Annotated in this window: 12 protein-coding genes; 7 read left to right on the top strand and 5 right to left on the bottom strand. The window is 30.4% G+C overall.

Translation table 11 applies throughout. The features are described from left to right. Positions 1–62 precede the first annotated feature (62 nt). From BLV71_RS12915 to BLV71_RS12905, 3 genes are all read right to left on the bottom strand, one after another. Entirely contained in the window at positions 63–2,558 is a 2,496-nt protein-coding gene (locus BLV71_RS12915) for a PIG-L family deacetylase (protein ID WP_093870956.1), read from the bottom strand. A 112-nt stretch (positions 2,559–2,670) separates the two neighbouring features. Continuing rightward, on the bottom strand, positions 2,671–3,366 hold the full coding sequence (locus tag BLV71_RS12910; protein ID WP_093870955.1) for an energy transducer TonB: 696 nt from the start codon (positions 3,364–3,366) through the stop codon (positions 2,671–2,673). 157 nt (positions 3,367–3,523) lie between these two features. After that, positions 3,524–4,951, bottom strand: a complete 1,428-nt coding sequence (locus BLV71_RS12905) for an ATP-dependent DNA helicase (protein WP_093870954.1) — start codon at positions 4,949–4,951, stop codon at positions 3,524–3,526. Between the two features lie 103 nt (positions 4,952–5,054). Here BLV71_RS12905 and BLV71_RS12900 point away from each other — a divergent pair, with 103 nt between their 5' ends. From BLV71_RS12900 to BLV71_RS12885, 4 genes are all read left to right on the top strand, one after another. Then, positions 5,055–5,789, top strand: a complete 735-nt coding sequence (locus BLV71_RS12900) for a hypothetical protein (RefSeq protein ID WP_093870953.1) — start codon at positions 5,055–5,057, stop codon at positions 5,787–5,789. Further along, on the top strand, positions 5,767–6,597 hold the full coding sequence (locus BLV71_RS12895; protein WP_093870952.1) for a DUF3822 family protein: 831 nt from the start codon (positions 5,767–5,769) through the stop codon (positions 6,595–6,597). Before BLV71_RS12900 ends, BLV71_RS12895 begins: the two co-directional genes overlap by 23 nt. Next, positions 6,598–7,140 carry an RsmD family RNA methyltransferase gene (locus BLV71_RS12890; protein ID WP_093870951.1) on the top strand — a complete coding sequence of 181 codons (543 nt, stop codon included), beginning with the start codon at positions 6,598–6,600 and terminating at the stop codon, positions 7,138–7,140. A 101-nt stretch (positions 7,141–7,241) separates the two neighbouring features. After that, complete coding sequence (locus tag BLV71_RS12885) at positions 7,242–7,520, top strand: STAS domain-containing protein (protein ID WP_093870950.1); 279 nt, start codon at positions 7,242–7,244, stop codon at positions 7,518–7,520. Here the strand turns inward: BLV71_RS12885 and acs are convergent. Next, the gene (gene acs / locus BLV71_RS12880; RefSeq protein ID WP_093870949.1) at positions 7,513–9,429 is read right to left on the bottom strand and encodes an acetate--CoA ligase; all 1,917 of its coding nucleotides are present in this window, start codon (positions 9,427–9,429) and stop codon (positions 7,513–7,515) included. The genes BLV71_RS12885 and acs overlap by 8 nt on opposite strands. 116 nt (positions 9,430–9,545) lie before the next feature. Here acs and BLV71_RS12875 point away from each other — a divergent pair, with 116 nt between their 5' ends. The 3 genes from BLV71_RS12875 (at position 9,546) to BLV71_RS12865 (ending at position 13,897) form a co-directional block, all read left to right on the top strand. Continuing rightward, entirely contained in the window at positions 9,546–10,319 is a 774-nt protein-coding gene (locus tag BLV71_RS12875; RefSeq protein WP_093870948.1) for a sulfite exporter TauE/SafE family protein, read from the top strand. A 126-nt stretch (positions 10,320–10,445) separates the two neighbouring features. Then, on the top strand, positions 10,446–12,869 hold the full coding sequence (locus tag BLV71_RS12870) for a LodA/GoxA family CTQ-dependent oxidase (RefSeq protein ID WP_093870947.1): 2,424 nt from the start codon (positions 10,446–10,448) through the stop codon (positions 12,867–12,869). Between the two features lie 2 nt (positions 12,870–12,871). Then, positions 12,872–13,897 carry an NAD(P)/FAD-dependent oxidoreductase gene (locus BLV71_RS12865; protein ID WP_093870946.1) on the top strand — a complete coding sequence of 342 codons (1,026 nt, stop codon included), beginning with the start codon at positions 12,872–12,874 and terminating at the stop codon, positions 13,895–13,897. A 117-nt stretch (positions 13,898–14,014) separates the two neighbouring features. Here the strand turns inward: BLV71_RS12865 and BLV71_RS12860 are convergent, their stop codons facing one another. Further along, positions 14,015–18,949, bottom strand: coding sequence for a GEVED domain-containing protein (locus tag BLV71_RS12860; RefSeq protein WP_093870945.1), 4,935 nt, complete (start codon positions 18,947–18,949; stop codon positions 14,015–14,017). Positions 18,950–19,095 lie beyond the last annotated feature (146 nt).

The following is a 19,095-nucleotide window of genomic DNA, read 5'->3' as shown; positions in this document are numbered from 1 at the left end:
ATTTTGTCTACAATAATTAATCAATAAAAAACCCCGAAAAATATTTCGAGGTTTTTCTGGGTTTATCTTTCATTCTTTTTTAAGGACAATAAGTTAGCAAATAACTTATATGCTCCTGGAACCCCTGCAGGCAGTTCTCTAAAAAAACTTAAGCCTGTATAAATATAATTTCCTTTACCATATGCTGCTACCAATAAACTTCCTTTTTTAATACTTTCACCTTTATCGTTCATTGAAAGTATTGGAGTATACTCTTTACTCCATTTATTAGGGAAGTACAAACCTCTTTCTTGCACCCAATTTTCGAAGTCTACGTTAGTAATTTTATTTGGATAATTCAGTACTGGATGCTCTTTTGCTATTAAATTAACTTTTGCATACTCATCAGTAACTCGGTCTCTTGACAACTGTAATTCATAAGGAGCCTTAACATCTACCCTCCTATTAGTATTATACTGTACAATTACATTACCCCCATTTTTTACATAATCTAATATATATTTTTGTTTAAACTGAAGCTCTTTCTTTGTATTGTATGCTCTAATACCTAGTACTACTGCATCAAACTCCAATAAAGTTTTATCGTTTATCTCAACAGGATTTATCTCAGTTACAGTATACCCAATTTGACGTAAACTTTCTGGCACTGCATCTCCAGAACCAAGGATGTAACCTATCTTAGTTCCTTGCTTTTTAATATTCAAACGAACAACTTTTGCTTGTGAAGCTAATAATATTGATTGTTTTGGTATATGTTCATAATTAATTTCTACCAACTCTTTATCATAAATTTTACCATCAATTTCTGCTATTGATTTTAGTAACCCGTTTGACTCTTTTTGGGTAGGTTTAACCATAAAATTTATTGATCTTACATCACTTTTTTGTTCTATAGAAAACGAAACTTTATTAGGTGTTACTTCCCAACCATCTGGAGCTTTTAAACTTAAAGAACCCTTAGTGTTTTTTCCTCCTGATCTAACTTCTACAGAAACTCTCTGTGCTTCTTGTGTAGAAAAAATTAATACTTTATCTTTTAATTTTGTAGTTACCTGTGGTAAAATTTCAAAAGGTTCATAAATTTCTCCTTTATCTCTTTTAGAATATCTATATATTAAAGGTTTAATAAAAGAGATTGATTTATTATCTATGATAAGATTATATTTAATTTCAACAGGTCTTTTAGTTTCTGGGTTTCCTCTTTCTTTTTGATTAGGTACTTTATACATACCTAAATTCCATTCAGAATTTAACCAATAAGGTGATGAATATGGTAAATCACCTATGGTAATAACCTCTTTAAAATTTCTTTTATCATTAGCTTTCAATCTTATTTCTTTTGCAATTTTCTTTCCATTTGATAGAAATTCAACAGAATTTAACTCCATTGAAGTATTACTTCTGTTTAATACTTCAAAATTAACATTAATAGTACTATTAGGTGTTGTACTAGAACTAGTAGCTGAGGCTTCAATATACAAACCAGAGCAAGCAATTATAATCTCTTCTAGTTGCTTAGTTTTTATACGTTTCCAATGTTCATTTTCTAACTTTAGAACCTTAGTATAGGCTTTCATTAAATTCGGTAAATGCTTAGATGGATTCACAAAATCAAAATTCTTTTCTACACTGTATAAAATTTCACCTATTTCTCCTCCTCCTTTAATACGATTCCACGTAGTATTAATTCCTGAGAAAATATCTTTTTTATCTTTAGGGAAATCACCTTTTAAAAACTCTACATATTCTGTTTGACTACCACGTGTTGTTAAACGTCCAAAACCTTGACACAAATGCTGACTACTTGCAATAGATGCCAACTCATTATTTGACAAACCTTTTAATGGGTAATAAGTTCCAATATCAAAACTTAACATTTTACTTTTATCAGCTTCTGCGAATTTTTTTTGACTACCATAAAACCACCAAGATGTATTAAAAAACAATCGATTTGGGTTCCATATATCTGTATAGGCTAGCTGTTCAGTATATTTAGTTTTATCTCCAGCTAGTTCAAAAGCTTCAACACTTAACATTGCTGATGAAGTGTGATGCCCATGAGTAGTTCCAGGGGTTCTATGATTAAACCTGTTTATAATAACATCTGGTTTAAAAGTTCGTATCGCCCAAACAACATCTGCTAAAACTTTCTTTTTATCCCATATTTTTAACGTCTCATCAGGATGTTTAGAATATCCAAAATCATTAGCTCTTGAAAAACGTTGCTCACCTCCATCAATTCTTCTTGCTGCCAATAATTCTTGAGTACGAATTACACCTAACAACTCACGTATTTCTGAACCAATTAAATTTTGTCCTCCATCTCCTCTTGTTAATGATAAATATGCTGTTCTTGCTTTTTCATGATTAGCTAAGTAAGCAATTAATCTAGTATTTTCATCATCTGGATGAGCTGCTATATATAATGCAGAACCTAAAAAATTTAATTTTTGTAATTTTTCGTATATCTGATTAGAAGATAACTTTTGCGGTTTTTGTGCTTCTATCGATGTTGAAATCAATAAAAATAAAAGAAAAACAGTTACTTTATTCCTCATCCTTAATATTTTGAATTGGGTAACAAATGTAACTTTTTTGTTTGTTGAATTTAACAAATTAACAAAATGCTAACATTTTGCATTTATTTTTATTCAAGTAATAATTTTTAAATTACTTTAATTTGAAGTTCATAGGAAAACTATATGACACAGACGTTACATGACCATCTTGTTTTCCTGGAATAAATTTTGGCAACAATGACACAATTCTAATTGCTTCTTTATTTAAAATAGTTATTTCTTTAGTAGAAGAAACTTTAATATTACCAACATTACCGTTAGAATCTATTACAAAATAAACTAACAATTCACCTTCAACTTCATTATTTATTGCTTCTTTAGGGTATCTAAAGTTATTTTCTATATGTAACTTCATACTGTTATTAAAACAATCTTCGCTTGCTTTATCGCAATCTAGAAATTTAGGAATTTCATTTACTTCATTAAATGAAATTATTTTATTTTCTTTTCTTTTATCTATTAGTGAAATCATTGCACTAACATTTTTTTTAACTAACTCAATCTTACTACCCTCAAGAGTATTACTTAATATATTTATTTTTTTATGTAATGTTTTTGTTTGAATAAAATCTCTCTCATTTATTCTTTTTTTTAGATATCTAAATCTCTTAACTTCTAAAACTTTGTTGTCTTTTATATTTTTCTCCGAAGATGAGTTAGTATTACATTTATTAATTGATATATTATTTACCTCTACATAATCAGCTTTTTGATTTTCTTTACACACCTGTTGAGTAAAGCTTTCCTGAAAAGTTAATAAAGCAACAATTAATAGTATTTCCTTCATTATGAATTTTATTAGATTAACCTCTATTTACAATAGATTTCTAATTTATATGACACTAAATTTTAAAATAAGTCACATTTATACAAGAATCATTAATGATTTATGAAAACAGGAATGTTAAATATACTTTATCATGGAAATAGGTGAAATTAGATTATTAGTCTACAAAACATTCATCTTTAAAACCTATTAAATATAATTTTTCTTGCGCACGTGTTACTGCAGTATACAACCATCTTAAATACTCTACACTAGGACCATCTGGAAGATATGGTTGCTCAATAAAAATTGTTTTCCATTGTCCACCTTGAGACTTGTGACAAGTCATCGCATAAGAAAATTTCACTTGTAAGGCATTAAAATATTTATTCTTTTTAACTCCCATAAATTGCTTATACTTTGATTTTTCATTAGCAAAATCTTCTTTAACAGCTTCATACAACTTATTTGACTCTTCATAAGTTAATGAAGGACTTTCACTTGTTAACGTATCTAACAACAATACTGTTTCAAAAGGCTTCATATCTGGATAATCAATCATACGAACTTCAACTTCAGCAAATTTAAATCCGTATAATTCTTTTATGGAATTAATTCGCATTACTTCACAAATATCCCCATTCGCAATAAAACCAGCCGACGAAGAATCTTTTAGCCAGAAGTAATTATTTTTAACTACCATTACATAATCTCCTGTAGATATTTCATTTTCTTGCCCTCTAATTTTTGTTCTAATCTGATCATTATACTGGTTAGCTCTTTTATTAGAGCGTACTATAATTGCAGTATCCTCTACTCCTATTTCACCATCATAAGCAGAAGTAATTGCATCTTGAATTTCATAACCGTCTTCCAATCGGATAATATCTGGAAAACTTACATCGAATTGAAAATCAACAGCTTTATTTTCTATTAACAATCTTAAATCAGTAGCATTGTATAAAATACCTGAATCCTCTTGCTGACGTACAACTTCATCTAATTCAATTTCAGTAACTTGTTTATTAAACTCAAATGATAACTTATCAGCTTCTAAAGCTGGGCTCATTGTTAATTTTACAGGAGGTAACTGAGCTGTATCTCCTATAAAAACAATTTTGCAATTTTTTCCTGAATATGCATATGCCATTAAATCATCAAGTAAAGAACCATTTTCAAACAATTTGGCATTTTGTTTTTCATCTGAAATCATTGAAGATTCATCAACAATAAAAATAGTGTTTGTATGCTTGTTAGGTTGCATTACAAAACTTACTCCACCATTACTTTGTTTTTTAGGGAAATATATTTTTTTATGAATAGTAAATGCTTGCTTACCTGAATACCCTGATATTACCTTAGCAGCTCTACCAGTTGGCGCCAATAAAACAGCCTTTTTACCAGCCTTCCATAGGTTATTTACTACGGTACTTATAGTTGTAGTTTTTCCAGTACCCGCATACCCTTTTAAAACAAATAAGGCATTTTCATTATCTTCGAAAATAAAATTAGTTAATTCATTTAATAATTTATTTTGCTTGTAGGTTGGTGTATAAGGGAATTTTTGTAATATTTCAGTATAAAATTTGTGTGCAGATGCTATCATAAAATAAAATAATTTCCAAAGATATATCTATTTATAGTTAAAAATTTTCTTCATTGAAAAAAAATTGTAGATTTGCGAATATCATATATTAAAAATTAAAAAAATGAATTTATTATTAATGATTTTAGCAGCAGCAGTTGTTGCGTTTCTTTTAGCTGTACTTATTGTTAAATTTGTACCTCTAAAAATGAGATGGTTAGTTTCTATATTACTATTAGTTGCCTCTATCTTCTTAGCCTATAAAATTTATGGCGGAATTATGGAGCCAATAAAATTTAATAAAGATAAAAAGGTTCGTTACGCTAAAGTTATTAAAAGTTTAAAGTTAATACGTGACGCTCAAATTAAATATAAGGAAGCTAAAGGTGATTATACTAAAGATAAAAATGCTTTAATTAGCTTTATCCAAAATGATTCTTTAGCTATTACAGAAACTAAAAATATAGAAAAAGAAGTTACTTTATCTGGTGGTTTAACTGATAAAATATCTGTTAAACAAACTGACACTATTGATTATGAGCCAGTAATTAAATATTTTGAGGGGAAAGACTTCCAAAATATGTTTAATGTACCAGGTACTGACAAACAATTTGAGTTAGCAACGGATAAAATAGAAAAAGTAGCTGGTTTATTAGTTCCTGTATTTGAAGCTAAAGTAGATAAAAAACCTATTTTAGAAGGAATGAATAGTTCTTTAATAAAAATAGAATTAGAAGCAGTTGAAACGGATCAAGTAAAAGGTCCTTTTATCTCTGTAGGGTCTCTATCAGAAGTTACTACAGGTGGTAACTGGCCTCCATTTTACGACAAAGAAGATGCAGCTGCAAAAAAAGAGTAAAAAAATTAGCGCAATTGCGCAAAATAAAAATCTATCCATCCAATTTAGTTTGGATGGATTTTCTTTTTGTATTACTGATTTAACAACTAATGATGTTAATCTTTTTTCTGAATACATTTTTGAAAAAACTATTGCTTCTCCCGAATTATTGTTAGAGAAAATAATGTACATTTTTGCTAATGATAAAGATTTACAGCAAGATTTTAAATCAGTATCTGCTATACATCAAAACAACCTAGCTACTATTGTGCCTAATGATTTTTTTGATAGAAATAATTTAGTTCCTTATTTAAAATACTCTGTAAAAACATTAGCTACAGATTTTATTACATATGATAACCTGTCTTCTATTAATGCCAATACAGTGTATATCCCATATGTAAACATTAATAATTATTTATTTCAAAATTTCGGAGAGTTTGAATACATGCATCATGCATCTGTACTCATAGATAAACTTATAAATAAAATAAAAAACTCATCAACAAAAACAGGATTTTTTGTTAATGTTGCTCCAAACTTGATGGACATTATAATTATTGAAAATGATAAATTAAGTATGTATAATTCATTTTCATACTCTTGCAAAGAAGATTTTATTTATTACATATTATTTACTGCTGAACAATTACAAATGAATCCTGAAGAATTCCAATTAACCTTTTTAGGTAAAATTGAATCGGATTCTGAATTATATAAAATAACCTATAACTATATTAGAAATATTAACTTTATTGAAAGTACAACTTGTTTTTTTAATGAAGATGATGATTTTTCAAACCATTCAAACTATATATTACTTTCATAAATGCGTATAATTTCTGGAAAACATAAAAGTAAGCGAATTTCAGCTCCTAAAAATCTACCTGTTCGTCCAACAACAGATATGGCTAAAGAATCATTATTTAATATTCTAAATAACTTATATTACTTTGATAGTATATCTGTAATAGATTTATTTTCTGGTACTGGAAATATCAGTTATGAATTTGCTTCTAGAGGTACTGAAGAAATTTACGCTATTGATGCTCATTTTAATTGTATCAAATTTATCAATCAAACATCAAAGGATCTTGATTTAAATATAAATACTTTTAAAAGTGATGTTTATAAATTTTTAGAAAAAACTCCTTTAAAAGCTGATGTTATTTTCGCTGATCCTCCTTATGATTTTAAAGAGGAAGAGTTTTTAAAAATTGCTGATACTATTTTTGACAGAAATATTTTAAAAGAAGAGGGACTTTTAATTATTGAACATTCAAAACATACCACCTTGTCAAATCATCCATGTTTTAGCTATGAGAAACGTTATGGAGGTAATGTTTTTAGTTTTTTTGAAATAAAAGAATAATTTTTTATCGTTTCCATTCATCCACAAGAACATACATTTGAACGAAAAAAAGTTGAAATTTATTTAATTCATAATTATTTTTAGTAAAAAACTATATTATTATGAATTTACAAATAACCAACGAAAAAAACTGTTTTCATCTTAAAGGTAATTTAAACTTTAATAATTATTCTCGCTTAAAAGCTATTATTAACTCTTTTCTAAAATCGAATAACAAAATAGTTTTAAACATTAATGAAGTTACTGAAATAGATACTTTTACAGTTAATTCTCTCATTAATTTATATACCAAAACCTCAAATAATAATAAAGATATTAGTATTCAAGGTTTTGGTGCTAAAGATTTTTATGATGAACTAGATTATAGAAATATTATTTAGTTTCTAATCTACTATCTATAATATTTTGTACAATTTCTGGGTTTAATAACGTAGAAACATCTCCTAAATTATCTAACTCATTAAGTGCAATTTTACGTAAAATTCGTCTCATAATTTTTCCCGAACGTGTTTTAGGTAACCCAATTGTGAATTGAATTTTATCTAATTTGGCAATTGGTCCAATATGTTCGGTAATAATTTGATTAATCTCTTTTCGTAAATTATCATGATTTCTACCTTCACCGGTTTCTTTTAAAATAACATAACCGTATAATGCGCTTCCTTTAATATCATGAGGAAAACCTACAATGGCACTTTCAGCAACTGCAGGGTGCTCATTTATAGCATCTTCAATAGGTGCTGTTCCTAAATTATGTCCTGAAACTATAATAACATCATCTACTCTACCTGTTATACGATAATAACCAACTTCATCACGAAGAGCACCATCACCAGTAAAATATTTATTTTCAAATGCTGAAAAGTAAGTTTCTTTATATCGCTGATGATTTCCCCATATTGTTCTTGCCATTGACGGCCAAGGAAATTTAACACACAATCGACCATCTACTTGATTTCCTTTTATCTCTTCTCCTTTTTCATCTACTAATGCCAATTGAACTCCAGGGAGTGGTAATGTTGCATAAGTAGGTTTAGTTGGTGTAGCATATGGTATTGGTGAAATCATCATTCCACCAGTTTCTGTTTGCCACCAAGTATCTACAATCGGGCTCTTTTTTTTACCTACATTATCATTGTACCAATGCCATGCTTCTTCATTGATAGGTTCACCAACGGTCCCTAAAACTTTTATAGATGATAAATCATAAGAATCAACATAATCTAATTTTTCTTTTGCCAAAGCTCTAATAGCTGTCGGAGCTGTATAAAACTGACTTACTTTATGTTTTTCTACTATTTGCCAAAAACGGCCAAAATCTGGATAGCTAGGAACTCCTTCAAACATAACTGTAGTTGCTCCATTAGCTAAAGGTCCATATACAATATAGCTATGACCAGTTATCCAACCAATATCTGCTGTACACCAATACACATCATTTTCTCTATAATTAAAAACATTTTTAAACGTATATGCAGTATACACCATATAACCAGCAGTTGTATGTAACATTCCTTTTGGACTTCCGGTTGAACCCGAAGTATATAAAATAAATAAAGGATCTTCTGCATCCATTATTTCAGGTTCACATTCTTCAGAAGCTACATCTAATAAAGGCTGTATCCATTTATCTCTACCTTCTTTCATATTAATATCAGTAGCTATTCTTTTTACAACTAAAACTGTATTAACACATTTACAACTATCTAATGCTTCATCAACAATACTCTTTAAATCGATCGTTTTTGCTCCTCTATATGATCCATCTGCTGTAATTACCATTTTTGCTTCACAATCGTTTATTCTTGTAGATAATGCTGTTGATGAAAATCCAGCAAAAACCACAGAATGAACTGCTCCAATTCTAGCACAAGCCAATACTGAAACTGCTAACTCAGGAATCATTGGTAAATAAATACATACTCTATCACCCTTACCTATTCCATTATTTTTTAAAACATTAGCAAACCTACATACTCGCTTATGTAAATCATTATAACTTATATGAAGAGCTTCTTCATCTGGACTATTAGGCTCAAACAAAATAGCAGTCTTATCCCTTCTAATTTGAAGGTGCCTATCAATACAATTTTCTGTTATATTTAATTTTGCTCCTTCAAACCATTTTACTTCTGGTTTAGAAAAGTCATAACTCAATACGTTATCCCATTTTTTTCTCCAAACAAAATGTTCCTCAGCAATTTCTTCCCAAAATAATTCAGGGCTTCTTATTGATTTTCTATAAACTTGATAATATTCTTCTAAATGTTTTATGTGATAATTACTCATCTATAAAATCTTTTATGTTTTTAATAAAAAACTAATCTACAGTTTTTTTTAAATAGTTTTTATATTTTTTCTACTAACAACATAAGATCACTTATAAATATATATATTTGATTTATATGGAGCTTTTAATTGTTTTGAAAACTGTTCTCGAAAATTGGCATATAGTCTTTTTATTTTTTAGCATTGCTATTCTATATTCATCAGTAGGTTTTGGAGGTGGATCAAGTTATTTAGCAGTTTTAGCTTTAACTAGTTTAGCTTTTACTGAAATTAGAGCTACTGCTTTATTATGTAATATTATTGTTGTAACAGGTAATGTTTTAATTTTCAAACAACAAAAACAGTACAATTGGAAAAAAGTAACTCCTTTGGTTATTTTTAGTATCCCTTTAGCTTTTTTAGGTGGGTATCTACGAATTGATCAAACGTTCTTCTTTATCTTGTTAGGCTTTACATTATTATTCGCAGCCATAACTATGTGGGTTTCAAAAAAAGTTATCTCGAAAAAAACTAGTTCTAAAGAATTAAAATTACCCCAAAATGCTTTATATGGAGGTCTAATTGGATTTGTTTCAGGCATGGTAGGTATTGGTGGAGGTATTTTTTTAGCCCCTTTACTTCATCTAACTAACTGGGAAACACCTAAAAAAATAGCAGCAACTGCAAGTTTATTTATTTTAGTTAATTCAATTAGTGGCCTAATTGGCCAATACACAAACCCTAATTTTTCAATCAACTGGAATCTAACCTCTATTCTTCTTATCATTGTATTTGTAGGAGGTCAAATTGGTAATAGATTAAGTAATAAAATACTTACACCTATTCAATTAAAAAAAGCTACTGCTATATTAATTGCCTTTGTTAGCATACGTATTTTAATAAATATTTAAGTTCTTAATAATCCTGCTCTCGTTCTCCAAAAGAACACGTTTATGGGTATTTTTCCAATTACTAATCTTTCTATTTATAGTTTTATATATATATCTAATTTTTCTAACTATATAAATTAAACTATTATGAATTTTAAAATTTATCCATCAATAGGAATTGCTCGAATGGGTAATGGTCCTGCAACAAAAGAAGATGTCGTTTTTAGCCCTGAAGTTCCATGGGCTAATTTATATGAAACTGGAGAAGAGTATCACACTGCTGATGGTGCATTAAAAAAACAAGCTCAACGTTTTTATATTTATGAATGTGACGATCAGGGTAACCCTATTCGTAAATTAGACGCCAATATTAGTCAAGTTGAATGGACTGTAGAGGTAGCTAATAAAAAACCATTTTGGTATGATTTTAATAATAGTTTAGATCTTTCTGTAAATACAGATAATGAAAATTTAAGCTCAACTTTTTTTACCGAAAAAATAGCTCCTGGAATTAGTACTTCAAGAAGAAATCCTAATGTATTAGATCAAAAACTAATAAACTCTGATGATCAAAATTATAGAAAAGAGTTAGTTAACTGCCCCGCACCTGTTAGTGTATCCTCAAGTAATCAAAAGCAAAAAATTGGAGGACAATTTCCTTTTCCTTTAAACCCTGAAGGAAAGAGTAAAATTGCAAAAGCAATGCACATGGAAAGTAAAAGTGTAAATTTAGGAACAGTTGAACATGATAATGGAACTTTAATTTTTTATCCTGGAGATGGGGTTTCCGCAGCTTTAAATCCATCAGATTTGAATACTGATTTTGCTGATAACTCTAATTGGTATGATGATATTTGTGACGGAAGAATTACTGCTAAAGTAACAATAGATGGAAAAACATACGAAGTAAACGATCCTAAATCGGCAGCTTGGATAGCTACTGCTCCACCAGATTATGCTCCACAAATACAACCATTAGCTACAATGTACGATCTTATTTGTGGCACTTCAAATGATACGTATTCTACAGATTTCAGTTTAGTTTTCCCTGTATTATATAGGTTATATAGAATGCAATGGGTAAATGCAAGTGATTTCCTTGCTCCATCATTTAGAGAAATTATTGATCAATTAACTACTGAAGAATTTAAATTTTTATATAATAGCTCTGATGAAGCTCAACCCTTAAGGGAAAAAATATTTAGCTTATTTAGAAATCCAGCTTATGCTTATACCAACGAACCAGTTATACCTAGTAAGAGTACAACTGATATTACAAATATTGGTAGTGGAACAGAAGAATTAAAATACCCTTTTTATCCAGGTGATGGAATTAATTATCCTGGAAGTCCTGCGCAATGGTTTGCAATCCCTCCTATTTTATATCAGCAACTTGAAAGTTGGAGAGATGGAAATTTTGAAAGCTTAGATTTTGAATTCACAACTATGGATGAAATAGGTCATTATTATCAAAATATATACATTCAAGCTTCAAAAGATGAAACAAAAAGTGCTTTATTAATGACACGAGCTGTTTTAGAAACTTTATATGGAGGTGGTTTCCACCCAGGAGTAGAACTTACTTGGCCAATGCGTCATGAACAAATGTATTCAGCAAATAATTTAACATTTAAAAATGTTACTGAAGGTGCTTCTTTCTTTGGACTACGTGAAATACGTATTGCTTCAGCTACAAAAAATGAACAATCTGAAATTTTTTATAATGATTTTGGATTTCAAATGAATTCAGATGATGTAAAAGCTTCATTAAATCCATCAAATAAAGAAAATTGGTTATGGAAAACAACACCAGGAGATTTAACTAAATGGATGGGAATTCCATGGCAATCTGATGCTGGGAGCTGTCAAAAAGTTTTTCTAGACAGTCAATACCCAATACCTGCATGGTGGGCTGCAAATTTACCAGTTGATGTATTAACTGAAGAAAGTTTAGTTAAAATGCAAGACACTACTTTAGGAGATGAAACTAAACAATATATTTATGCTAATCGAGTTCCATGGTTAATGACAAGTGATACAGGATATGTTGGTTATCACGCTGAAGGTGGCTATTTAAATGGCTTAATTAATATGGTTTACAAATGGAAAGATGTAGGTGTAGTTGCAGGTCGTAATGCTAATGTAAATGGAGTTCCTGAAATAGTGTATGTAGCTTCTGATAGCAAAAATGTTAAAGACAAACTAGTTATATTTTTAGGTAAAGAAATAACCTCTAGACCTGTAAAACTAAACCCTCCAAGTATTTTCTATTCAAATGTAAGAGAAATGGTATGGCTTCCTTCTGGTAAGGAAATATTTTTATCATCTACAAAAGATGGTACAGGTGATGTTTCTGTAGACGATGTTTTAGAACTTAAAATAAATGGAAACGTTGTATTAAATCAAGATTTCAGTAATGGTTGTAGTGGAAAAATAACTCCGCTTCCTCCAATGGACATTACAGAAAATTTAAAACCTTATAGTAATAATTTTGTTACTATTGAGGTTAGTTATATTGATAAATGTGGTGGATACGAATCAGCTACAAATATGTACTTAATTATTAAATAATTATGAATCCTGAGACACACTTAAAAACAAAAGTACTTATTGTTGGGAAAGGAGTCTCAGGACTCATTTTATGTTATTTATTAGAAAAAAAAGGAATTGAATGTATACTACTTAACAAAGAAGTAAATACATCTGCTACTATTCTTGCAGAAACTATACCTCCTTCTACACTTAGCCTATTAAAAAACATTGACTTACTTACTCTATTTGAAGAATGTGCTTCCAAAACATATGGCTATCAATCAATATGGAACAATATTTTTCATAGTGAAGATTTTTTCAAACATAATCCGTTTAAATATGGATTAAAACTAAACAAAAGAAAGGTCATTTCAGAATTAGAAAAAAAAGTAAAATCAAGAATAATAAACTATAATTTACTAAAGAACATAACATCAACAACTACATCTGTTCAATTAAACAATACTAAATACAATATTGATAGTGAATTAATTATTGACGCTACTGGACGAAATCGAGTTATTTTAAATTTCTTTAAAGTACCTATAATTTCATATGATAATAACATTGCTTTTATATGTTATTTACCAAAAACTAAAGAATCGCTTAAATATGGTTTTTTTACTGAGACATATGAAAGTGGATGGGGAACCGTTTCTGATTTAAATGAAACAACAAGAATTATGACTCTATACTCTTCAAAAAATGATGCTCTCCATAAAAAATTAAAAACTTTTTCTAATTGGTGTGAAATATTAACCAATACCAAAATATTAAAAAAACATTTACCTACTGGTAATTTTAAAGTTACTGGAAGACTAGCAAACTCATCTATCCCACAAAAAATTGTAGGTGATAATTGGTTATCTATCGGCGATGCAGCCATGGCTTTTGATCCTATTTCATCACATGGTATTTCTAACGCTATATTTTGTTCTTTAAAAGCAAGTGAAAGTATTAATGATTTAATTACTAAGAACGATGGAACTTCTTTTAATAAATATCAAGAAACAATCAATGCTGTTTTTAATGAATACTATAATGTAAAAGAAAAACTATATGCGTAAAATAAAAAAGACTATAAATTCATATTATCTCTTTTTCTCTTAAAATGGGATTAAAAAAAACACCTTTTTCATTAAGTTGAAAAGGTGTTTTATTATTAACAAAATATTTAGGTTTATTTATTTTTTAAGAACCCTTAAGACTTCTGTTCTATCATTAGATTGAATTCTAATAAAATAGTTACCAGGAGCGGTAATACGTTCACCTAAATTTTCTATTTTAGTTTGATTTCCATTGTATTCTTGAGAGTAAATCTGTCTTCCAACGATATCATAAATACTTACATTAAAGTTAGTACTTTTAAAAGAAGTTACATTCAAAGTAAAACTTTTATTAAATGGATTTGGAAATAAAGAAAACTTATTACTGCCGTTACTAAATAAACTAGGACTAGCATTAGCACTAGAGTTCGTTACATTAATTGTATAATCTTCATACTCTCCATATCGTACATCATTGGTACCAGTATCACATGGATTCTTTTCTGTATCATAATATGAGACTAGTAAACGCATTCTTGTTGAACCTGTTATTGCCGTTTGTGGTACCGTTACTGATATTGCACCTGTAAGGCCATTTGTCTTAATCAAAGTAAATTCCTCTCCTGCATCCGAAAAATCACCATCACGGTTCCAATCAAAGAATGCATAGATTTCATCATTACTACCTCCTTGATAACCCAGTATTGTAACTGTAAGGTTATGACTTGTCCCTACATTTACATTAGTAGAAATAGAAGTAAAGTCATCATATCCAGAAACATTTCTTACAGAAGAATTATTAATTCCAGCAAAAACAACATTTGATATCCCCTCTGGTCCATCATTCCCTGTAGCAAAACAATAGGTAGGATTTGGATTCGTTTGTTGGGTGGTAACATTAACGGTATTACTCGAAGCTGATTGATTACCCGCTGCATCCTTAGCTCTAACAGAGAAAGTATACGCTGTATTAGCAGTTAAACCAGTTACACTGTAAGTTGTACCTGTAGCTGTAACAATATAAGTTCCTCCACGAAATATATCGTATCCTGTTATCCCTACATTATCTGTAGAAGCAGTCCAGTTTAATGTTAAGGTTGTTTCATTTACATTAGAAGCTAGTAAATTTGTTGGCGTACTTGGTGCTTGTGTATCACCAGTACTACCACCAATTACAACTACATAATCTTCTACTTCATCACCATCATTAGCACTAGTTCCACAAGGATTAGGATTACTTGCCCATCTGTAACGTACACGTAACTTAGTGGCTCCAGATTGAGCATTATTGGGTACAGTAACTGAAGTTGTTTCACCACCAGTACCAGGAGTTTTCATTAAAACTTCTTCATTAGCATCTGTAAAATCACCATCTCTATTCCAATCAATCCAGGCACCAACTACATTAGCCGACCAATTAGAAGCTGTGATTCCTGGAGTTACAGTTAATGTTAAGGTTTGTCCAATAGAAACGTTTGTGCTTTGAGCTGTAAAATTTGTATAATTACTATTTTGACTCGTATTATTAATACTTCCAAATGTAACTCCACCTATATAATTGGTTCCTTGACTTCCTGCATTACAATAACCTGTTGGTAATGTTGGATCAGGATTTGTACCTCCTGTAGTTGTTACATTTGCTATATTACTTTCAGTAGATTGATTACTTGCTGCATCTTTAGCCCTAACGGTAAAACTATAAGAAGTATTTCCAGTTAAACCAATCACATTATACGAAGTTCCTGTAACTGTACCCAAATTAATGTTTCCTTGATACACATCATATCCAGTTACTCCTACATTATCAGTAGAATCCGTCCATATTAATGTTAGTGAAGTACTTGTAATGCTAGAAGCTACTAACCCACTTGGAGCAGTTGGGGGTTGCGTATCACCAGTTACTCCACCACTTACTACTACTGAATAATCCTCAACTTCCCCAAAAGAAGTATCCGTACCACATGGTTGAGCTCTCTCACTACTTCCATAACCTAATCGTACTCGCATACGTAATAAGGTATTCGAAACAGCTGTATTAGGTGGCGTAACACTACCTGAATAAGGGCCAGCTCCATATCGAGCATATACTTCTTCTGAAGTTTCAAATTGACCATTATTATTCCAATCGATCCAAACTCCTACGTCATTAAATGTCCAACTACTATTATTTACGTCAATAGTAATTGTTTCCGACTGCCCCACTGAAAGATTAGTTGAAATAGTTGAAAAATCATTATATGCTGCATTTGTGGAGCTATTATTTATAGAACCAAAGCTTACATTCGTGATATGTAAAGTACTATTTTGTGTTGTAGATGCAGCACAAGGATCAGTTCCAGGGCTTGGACCGTCTTTAGTTACTATATTAATAGTATTACTATTTCCAGAAGTATTATTAGAAAAATCCTTAGCTTTTACATAAAAAGAATAAGAAGTATTTTTAGTTAACCCTGTAACATTAAATATAGTTCCTGAAGGACTTCCTATCGGAGTCACTTCATTATTTCTAAATACATCATAACCAGATACTCCTATATTATCGATAGAACCTGTCCAATTTAATGTTAAAGAAGTACTTTCAATATTAGAAGCAGTTAAATTAGTTGGTGTACTTGGAGCCTCTGAATCTGGAGTTGAATTACCTTTAATAAACACAAAATAATCTTCTACTTCGTCACCTTTCGATGATGCTATTCCACAAGGTTCAGGAGCAGTATGTAATTTATAACGCACTCTTAATCTGGTTGCACCATTTTTTGCAGTATTTGGAACTACAACAGTTGTTGTTACTCCACCTTGCCCATTGGTTGTTAATAAAACTTCTTCACCTGTATCCTCAAAATCTCCATCCTTATTCCAATCAATCCAAGCTCCAAAATAATTAGGATCCCAGGTATCAATTCCTGGATTAACCGTTAAAGTAACAGGTTGGCCTTTGATAACATTTGTCCCTAGATTGGTAAAATCAGAATATCCACTATTTTCACTTTTATTATTGATATCTCCAAAGATGACTTCATCTATATAATTATTACCTTGATAACCAGCAGCACAATAATTTGTAGGCATAGGATCAGAGTTACCATCCGTTATGCTAAAGTTAGCGTTTGTAATATCAAAAAAAATATTGTTGGTACCTCTTACCATAATTCTATTTACACCTCCTTGTTCATCTGGTATTGTAATTTGATGAGAACCATCATTAGGTACCGCCGACGCTAAAGTTATTGGATATGTATTTCCTCCGTCTGTAGATAATAAAATATCTACGTTTGCTGCATTAACTCCATTTCCTGTAGTTCCTGCTACATTCCAGGTTACTGTTTGCGTAGAGCCAACTGGTGCATCAAATCTACTGTTTTGGGAAGTTATTACAAAAGGGCCGGCATTTCCAGCTACCGTAATAACAGCATCTCTAGAATCTGTATTCCCCCCTCCAGCGTGGTTATCTCTTACGGTAAATCTAAAATTAATCGTTCTAGCAACAGAAGGTGTTACCTCCCATTCAGAAGAAGAATTTCCAGCTTTTACTGTACCAAGATCAGGCATATATCGGATAGGAGATGTTGTAGGTGGTTTAAAACGAAATAAAGGGCCACCTGTTGATGTAGCAAGAGGGGGCATAGGAGCTATTTCTTTATCCATTTGATCCCAAGTATATGTTAGTTGGTTGGCTGGTGTATTAGTATCAGTAGCAGATCCTTCTAATATAAATGGAGTAGATCTTGGAATCGTATAATTTCCTCCTATACTAGCTACTGGTGCACTATTACCTACTGACTTTGTTATACCACAATCTGCTGTGTTTACAATATGATTCCACATTTCATCTATCTGTTTAGCATGAAAGAAAACATGTGAAGTTTGTAAATCGTAATTTGGTGCACAACCTTGATATGCCATAATACTATTACCTCCTCCTGGTTCAACGGCACCTTCATCCAAACGATTACCACCACATGCATTATTAAACGAGTGATTAGCACCAAATTGATGACCAATTTCATGAACGAATGTACGGAAGAAATAATCATTTACAGATGTGAAAGGATGCGCACCTGTAGATCCTTGCGCTTTTTTATCATCAACACATACAGAGTTTAAAGCTCCACGTCCGGTTCCATCTGAATCTAAAACATGACCTATATCATAGTTAGCATTACCTATTTGAGCATCAAGAATACCTTGAGATTCATTTATAGATATTCCCGTATTACCATGTGTAATACCATCTGTTACTGGATCAAGGAAAATGGAATTTAAAATGTTAGGTACTAATTCAAATGTAGTTCCTAAATCTCGTTCATAAACCGCATTCACCCTTGTCATGAGTGCATTTAACTCAGCAAGTACAGCAGCTTTCCTTTGTTGAACTGAACCATTTGTAACACTTGCTTTATCTGTATATATTTTAGACAATTCTCCCGTTACTGCTATGGCCATTCGATAAACTCTAAGACGACTATCATTAGCATCTCTTCTGGCTCTTTTTGGTAGCTCTTTAGATCCTGTTGTCTTTTTTTCTAAAAAATTTTCGAAATAATTATCTGTAGTTTGGCAACTTATAGGTTCTGATTTTTCCTTTTTTGAAGTAATCATATACATTTTACTATTGATAGTAGGATGCTTGATATTAATTATTGTAGCATCTGACTTCATAATCATAGCCCTAAAGTCATTATTCCCCAAACTAAAATGTACTAATTCATTTTCTCCACTTACAGATGTACCCACATAAGATTTAATATTTGGGAATTTTTTAGCTAAATCTGGATGTAAAACATTAGTCTCCTTTATACGGTATTTTTTAAATTTTCCGTCTTCACTAGGAAGCGTGATAATAACATTTGATTTACCAAATGACTCGTACCTTTTAGGGCAGTAAGACAATACTTTTTTTAGTTTTTCAACACTAAGGTTATAAGTGTTATTTGGCGTAACTATCTTCTTCCCAACTAAAATAATAGTCTTGTTTTGAATTGGTTGAGTGTTTTTTTTCCAGAAGTTGTTAGTTTGTGAGAATCCACAACCAAAAACGAATACTCCTAAGAGTAATGATATTTGATTTTTCATGATAGAAAGGTTTTAATAAGTATTTTTGGTAAATTTATTTTAACTTATTCTTTTTACTTTATACTATTTTAATTCATCCGAATACTATACTACCTAATTAACAGTTCTTTAACTTAAAAAATAAATTCTTTATCATTTTTTAACAC

The sequence above is a fragment of the Tenacibaculum sp. MAR_2010_89 genome, from assembly GCF_900105985.1.
GTDB classification, from domain to species: Bacteria; Bacteroidota; Bacteroidia; order Flavobacteriales; family Flavobacteriaceae; genus Polaribacter; species Polaribacter halocynthiae.
Note: the sequence above shows the minus strand (reverse complement) of the source record. Positions and strands in the feature narration are given on the sequence as shown.

What these genes read in the sequence shown, in the direction of transcription:
- BLV71_RS12915 (WP_093870956.1), bottom strand. Translation starts at nt 2,558, where the DNA reads ATGAGGAATAAAGTAACTGTTTTTCTTTTATTTTTATTGATTTCAACA.
- BLV71_RS12910 (WP_093870955.1), bottom strand. Translation starts at nt 3,366, where the DNA reads ATGAAGGAAATACTATTAATTGTTGCTTTATTAACTTTTCAGGAAAGC.
- BLV71_RS12905 (WP_093870954.1), bottom strand. Translation starts at nt 4,951, where the DNA reads ATGATAGCATCTGCACACAAATTTTATACTGAAATATTACAAAAATTC.
- BLV71_RS12900 (WP_093870953.1), top strand. Translation starts at nt 5,055, where the DNA reads ATGAATTTATTATTAATGATTTTAGCAGCAGCAGTTGTTGCGTTTCTT.
- BLV71_RS12895 (WP_093870952.1), top strand. Translation starts at nt 5,767, where the DNA reads ATGCAGCTGCAAAAAAAGAGTAAAAAAATTAGCGCAATTGCGCAAAAT.
- BLV71_RS12890 (WP_093870951.1), top strand. Translation starts at nt 6,598, where the DNA reads ATGCGTATAATTTCTGGAAAACATAAAAGTAAGCGAATTTCAGCTCCT.
- BLV71_RS12885 (WP_093870950.1), top strand. Translation starts at nt 7,242, where the DNA reads ATGAATTTACAAATAACCAACGAAAAAAACTGTTTTCATCTTAAAGGT.
- acs (WP_093870949.1), bottom strand. Translation starts at nt 9,429, where the DNA reads ATGAGTAATTATCACATAAAACATTTAGAAGAATATTATCAAGTTTAT.
- BLV71_RS12875 (WP_093870948.1), top strand. Translation starts at nt 9,546, where the DNA reads ATGGAGCTTTTAATTGTTTTGAAAACTGTTCTCGAAAATTGGCATATA.
- BLV71_RS12870 (WP_093870947.1), top strand. Translation starts at nt 10,446, where the DNA reads ATGAATTTTAAAATTTATCCATCAATAGGAATTGCTCGAATGGGTAAT.
- BLV71_RS12865 (WP_093870946.1), top strand. Translation starts at nt 12,872, where the DNA reads ATGAATCCTGAGACACACTTAAAAACAAAAGTACTTATTGTTGGGAAA.
- BLV71_RS12860 (WP_093870945.1), bottom strand. Translation starts at nt 18,949, where the DNA reads ATGAAAAATCAAATATCATTACTCTTAGGAGTATTCGTTTTTGGTTGT.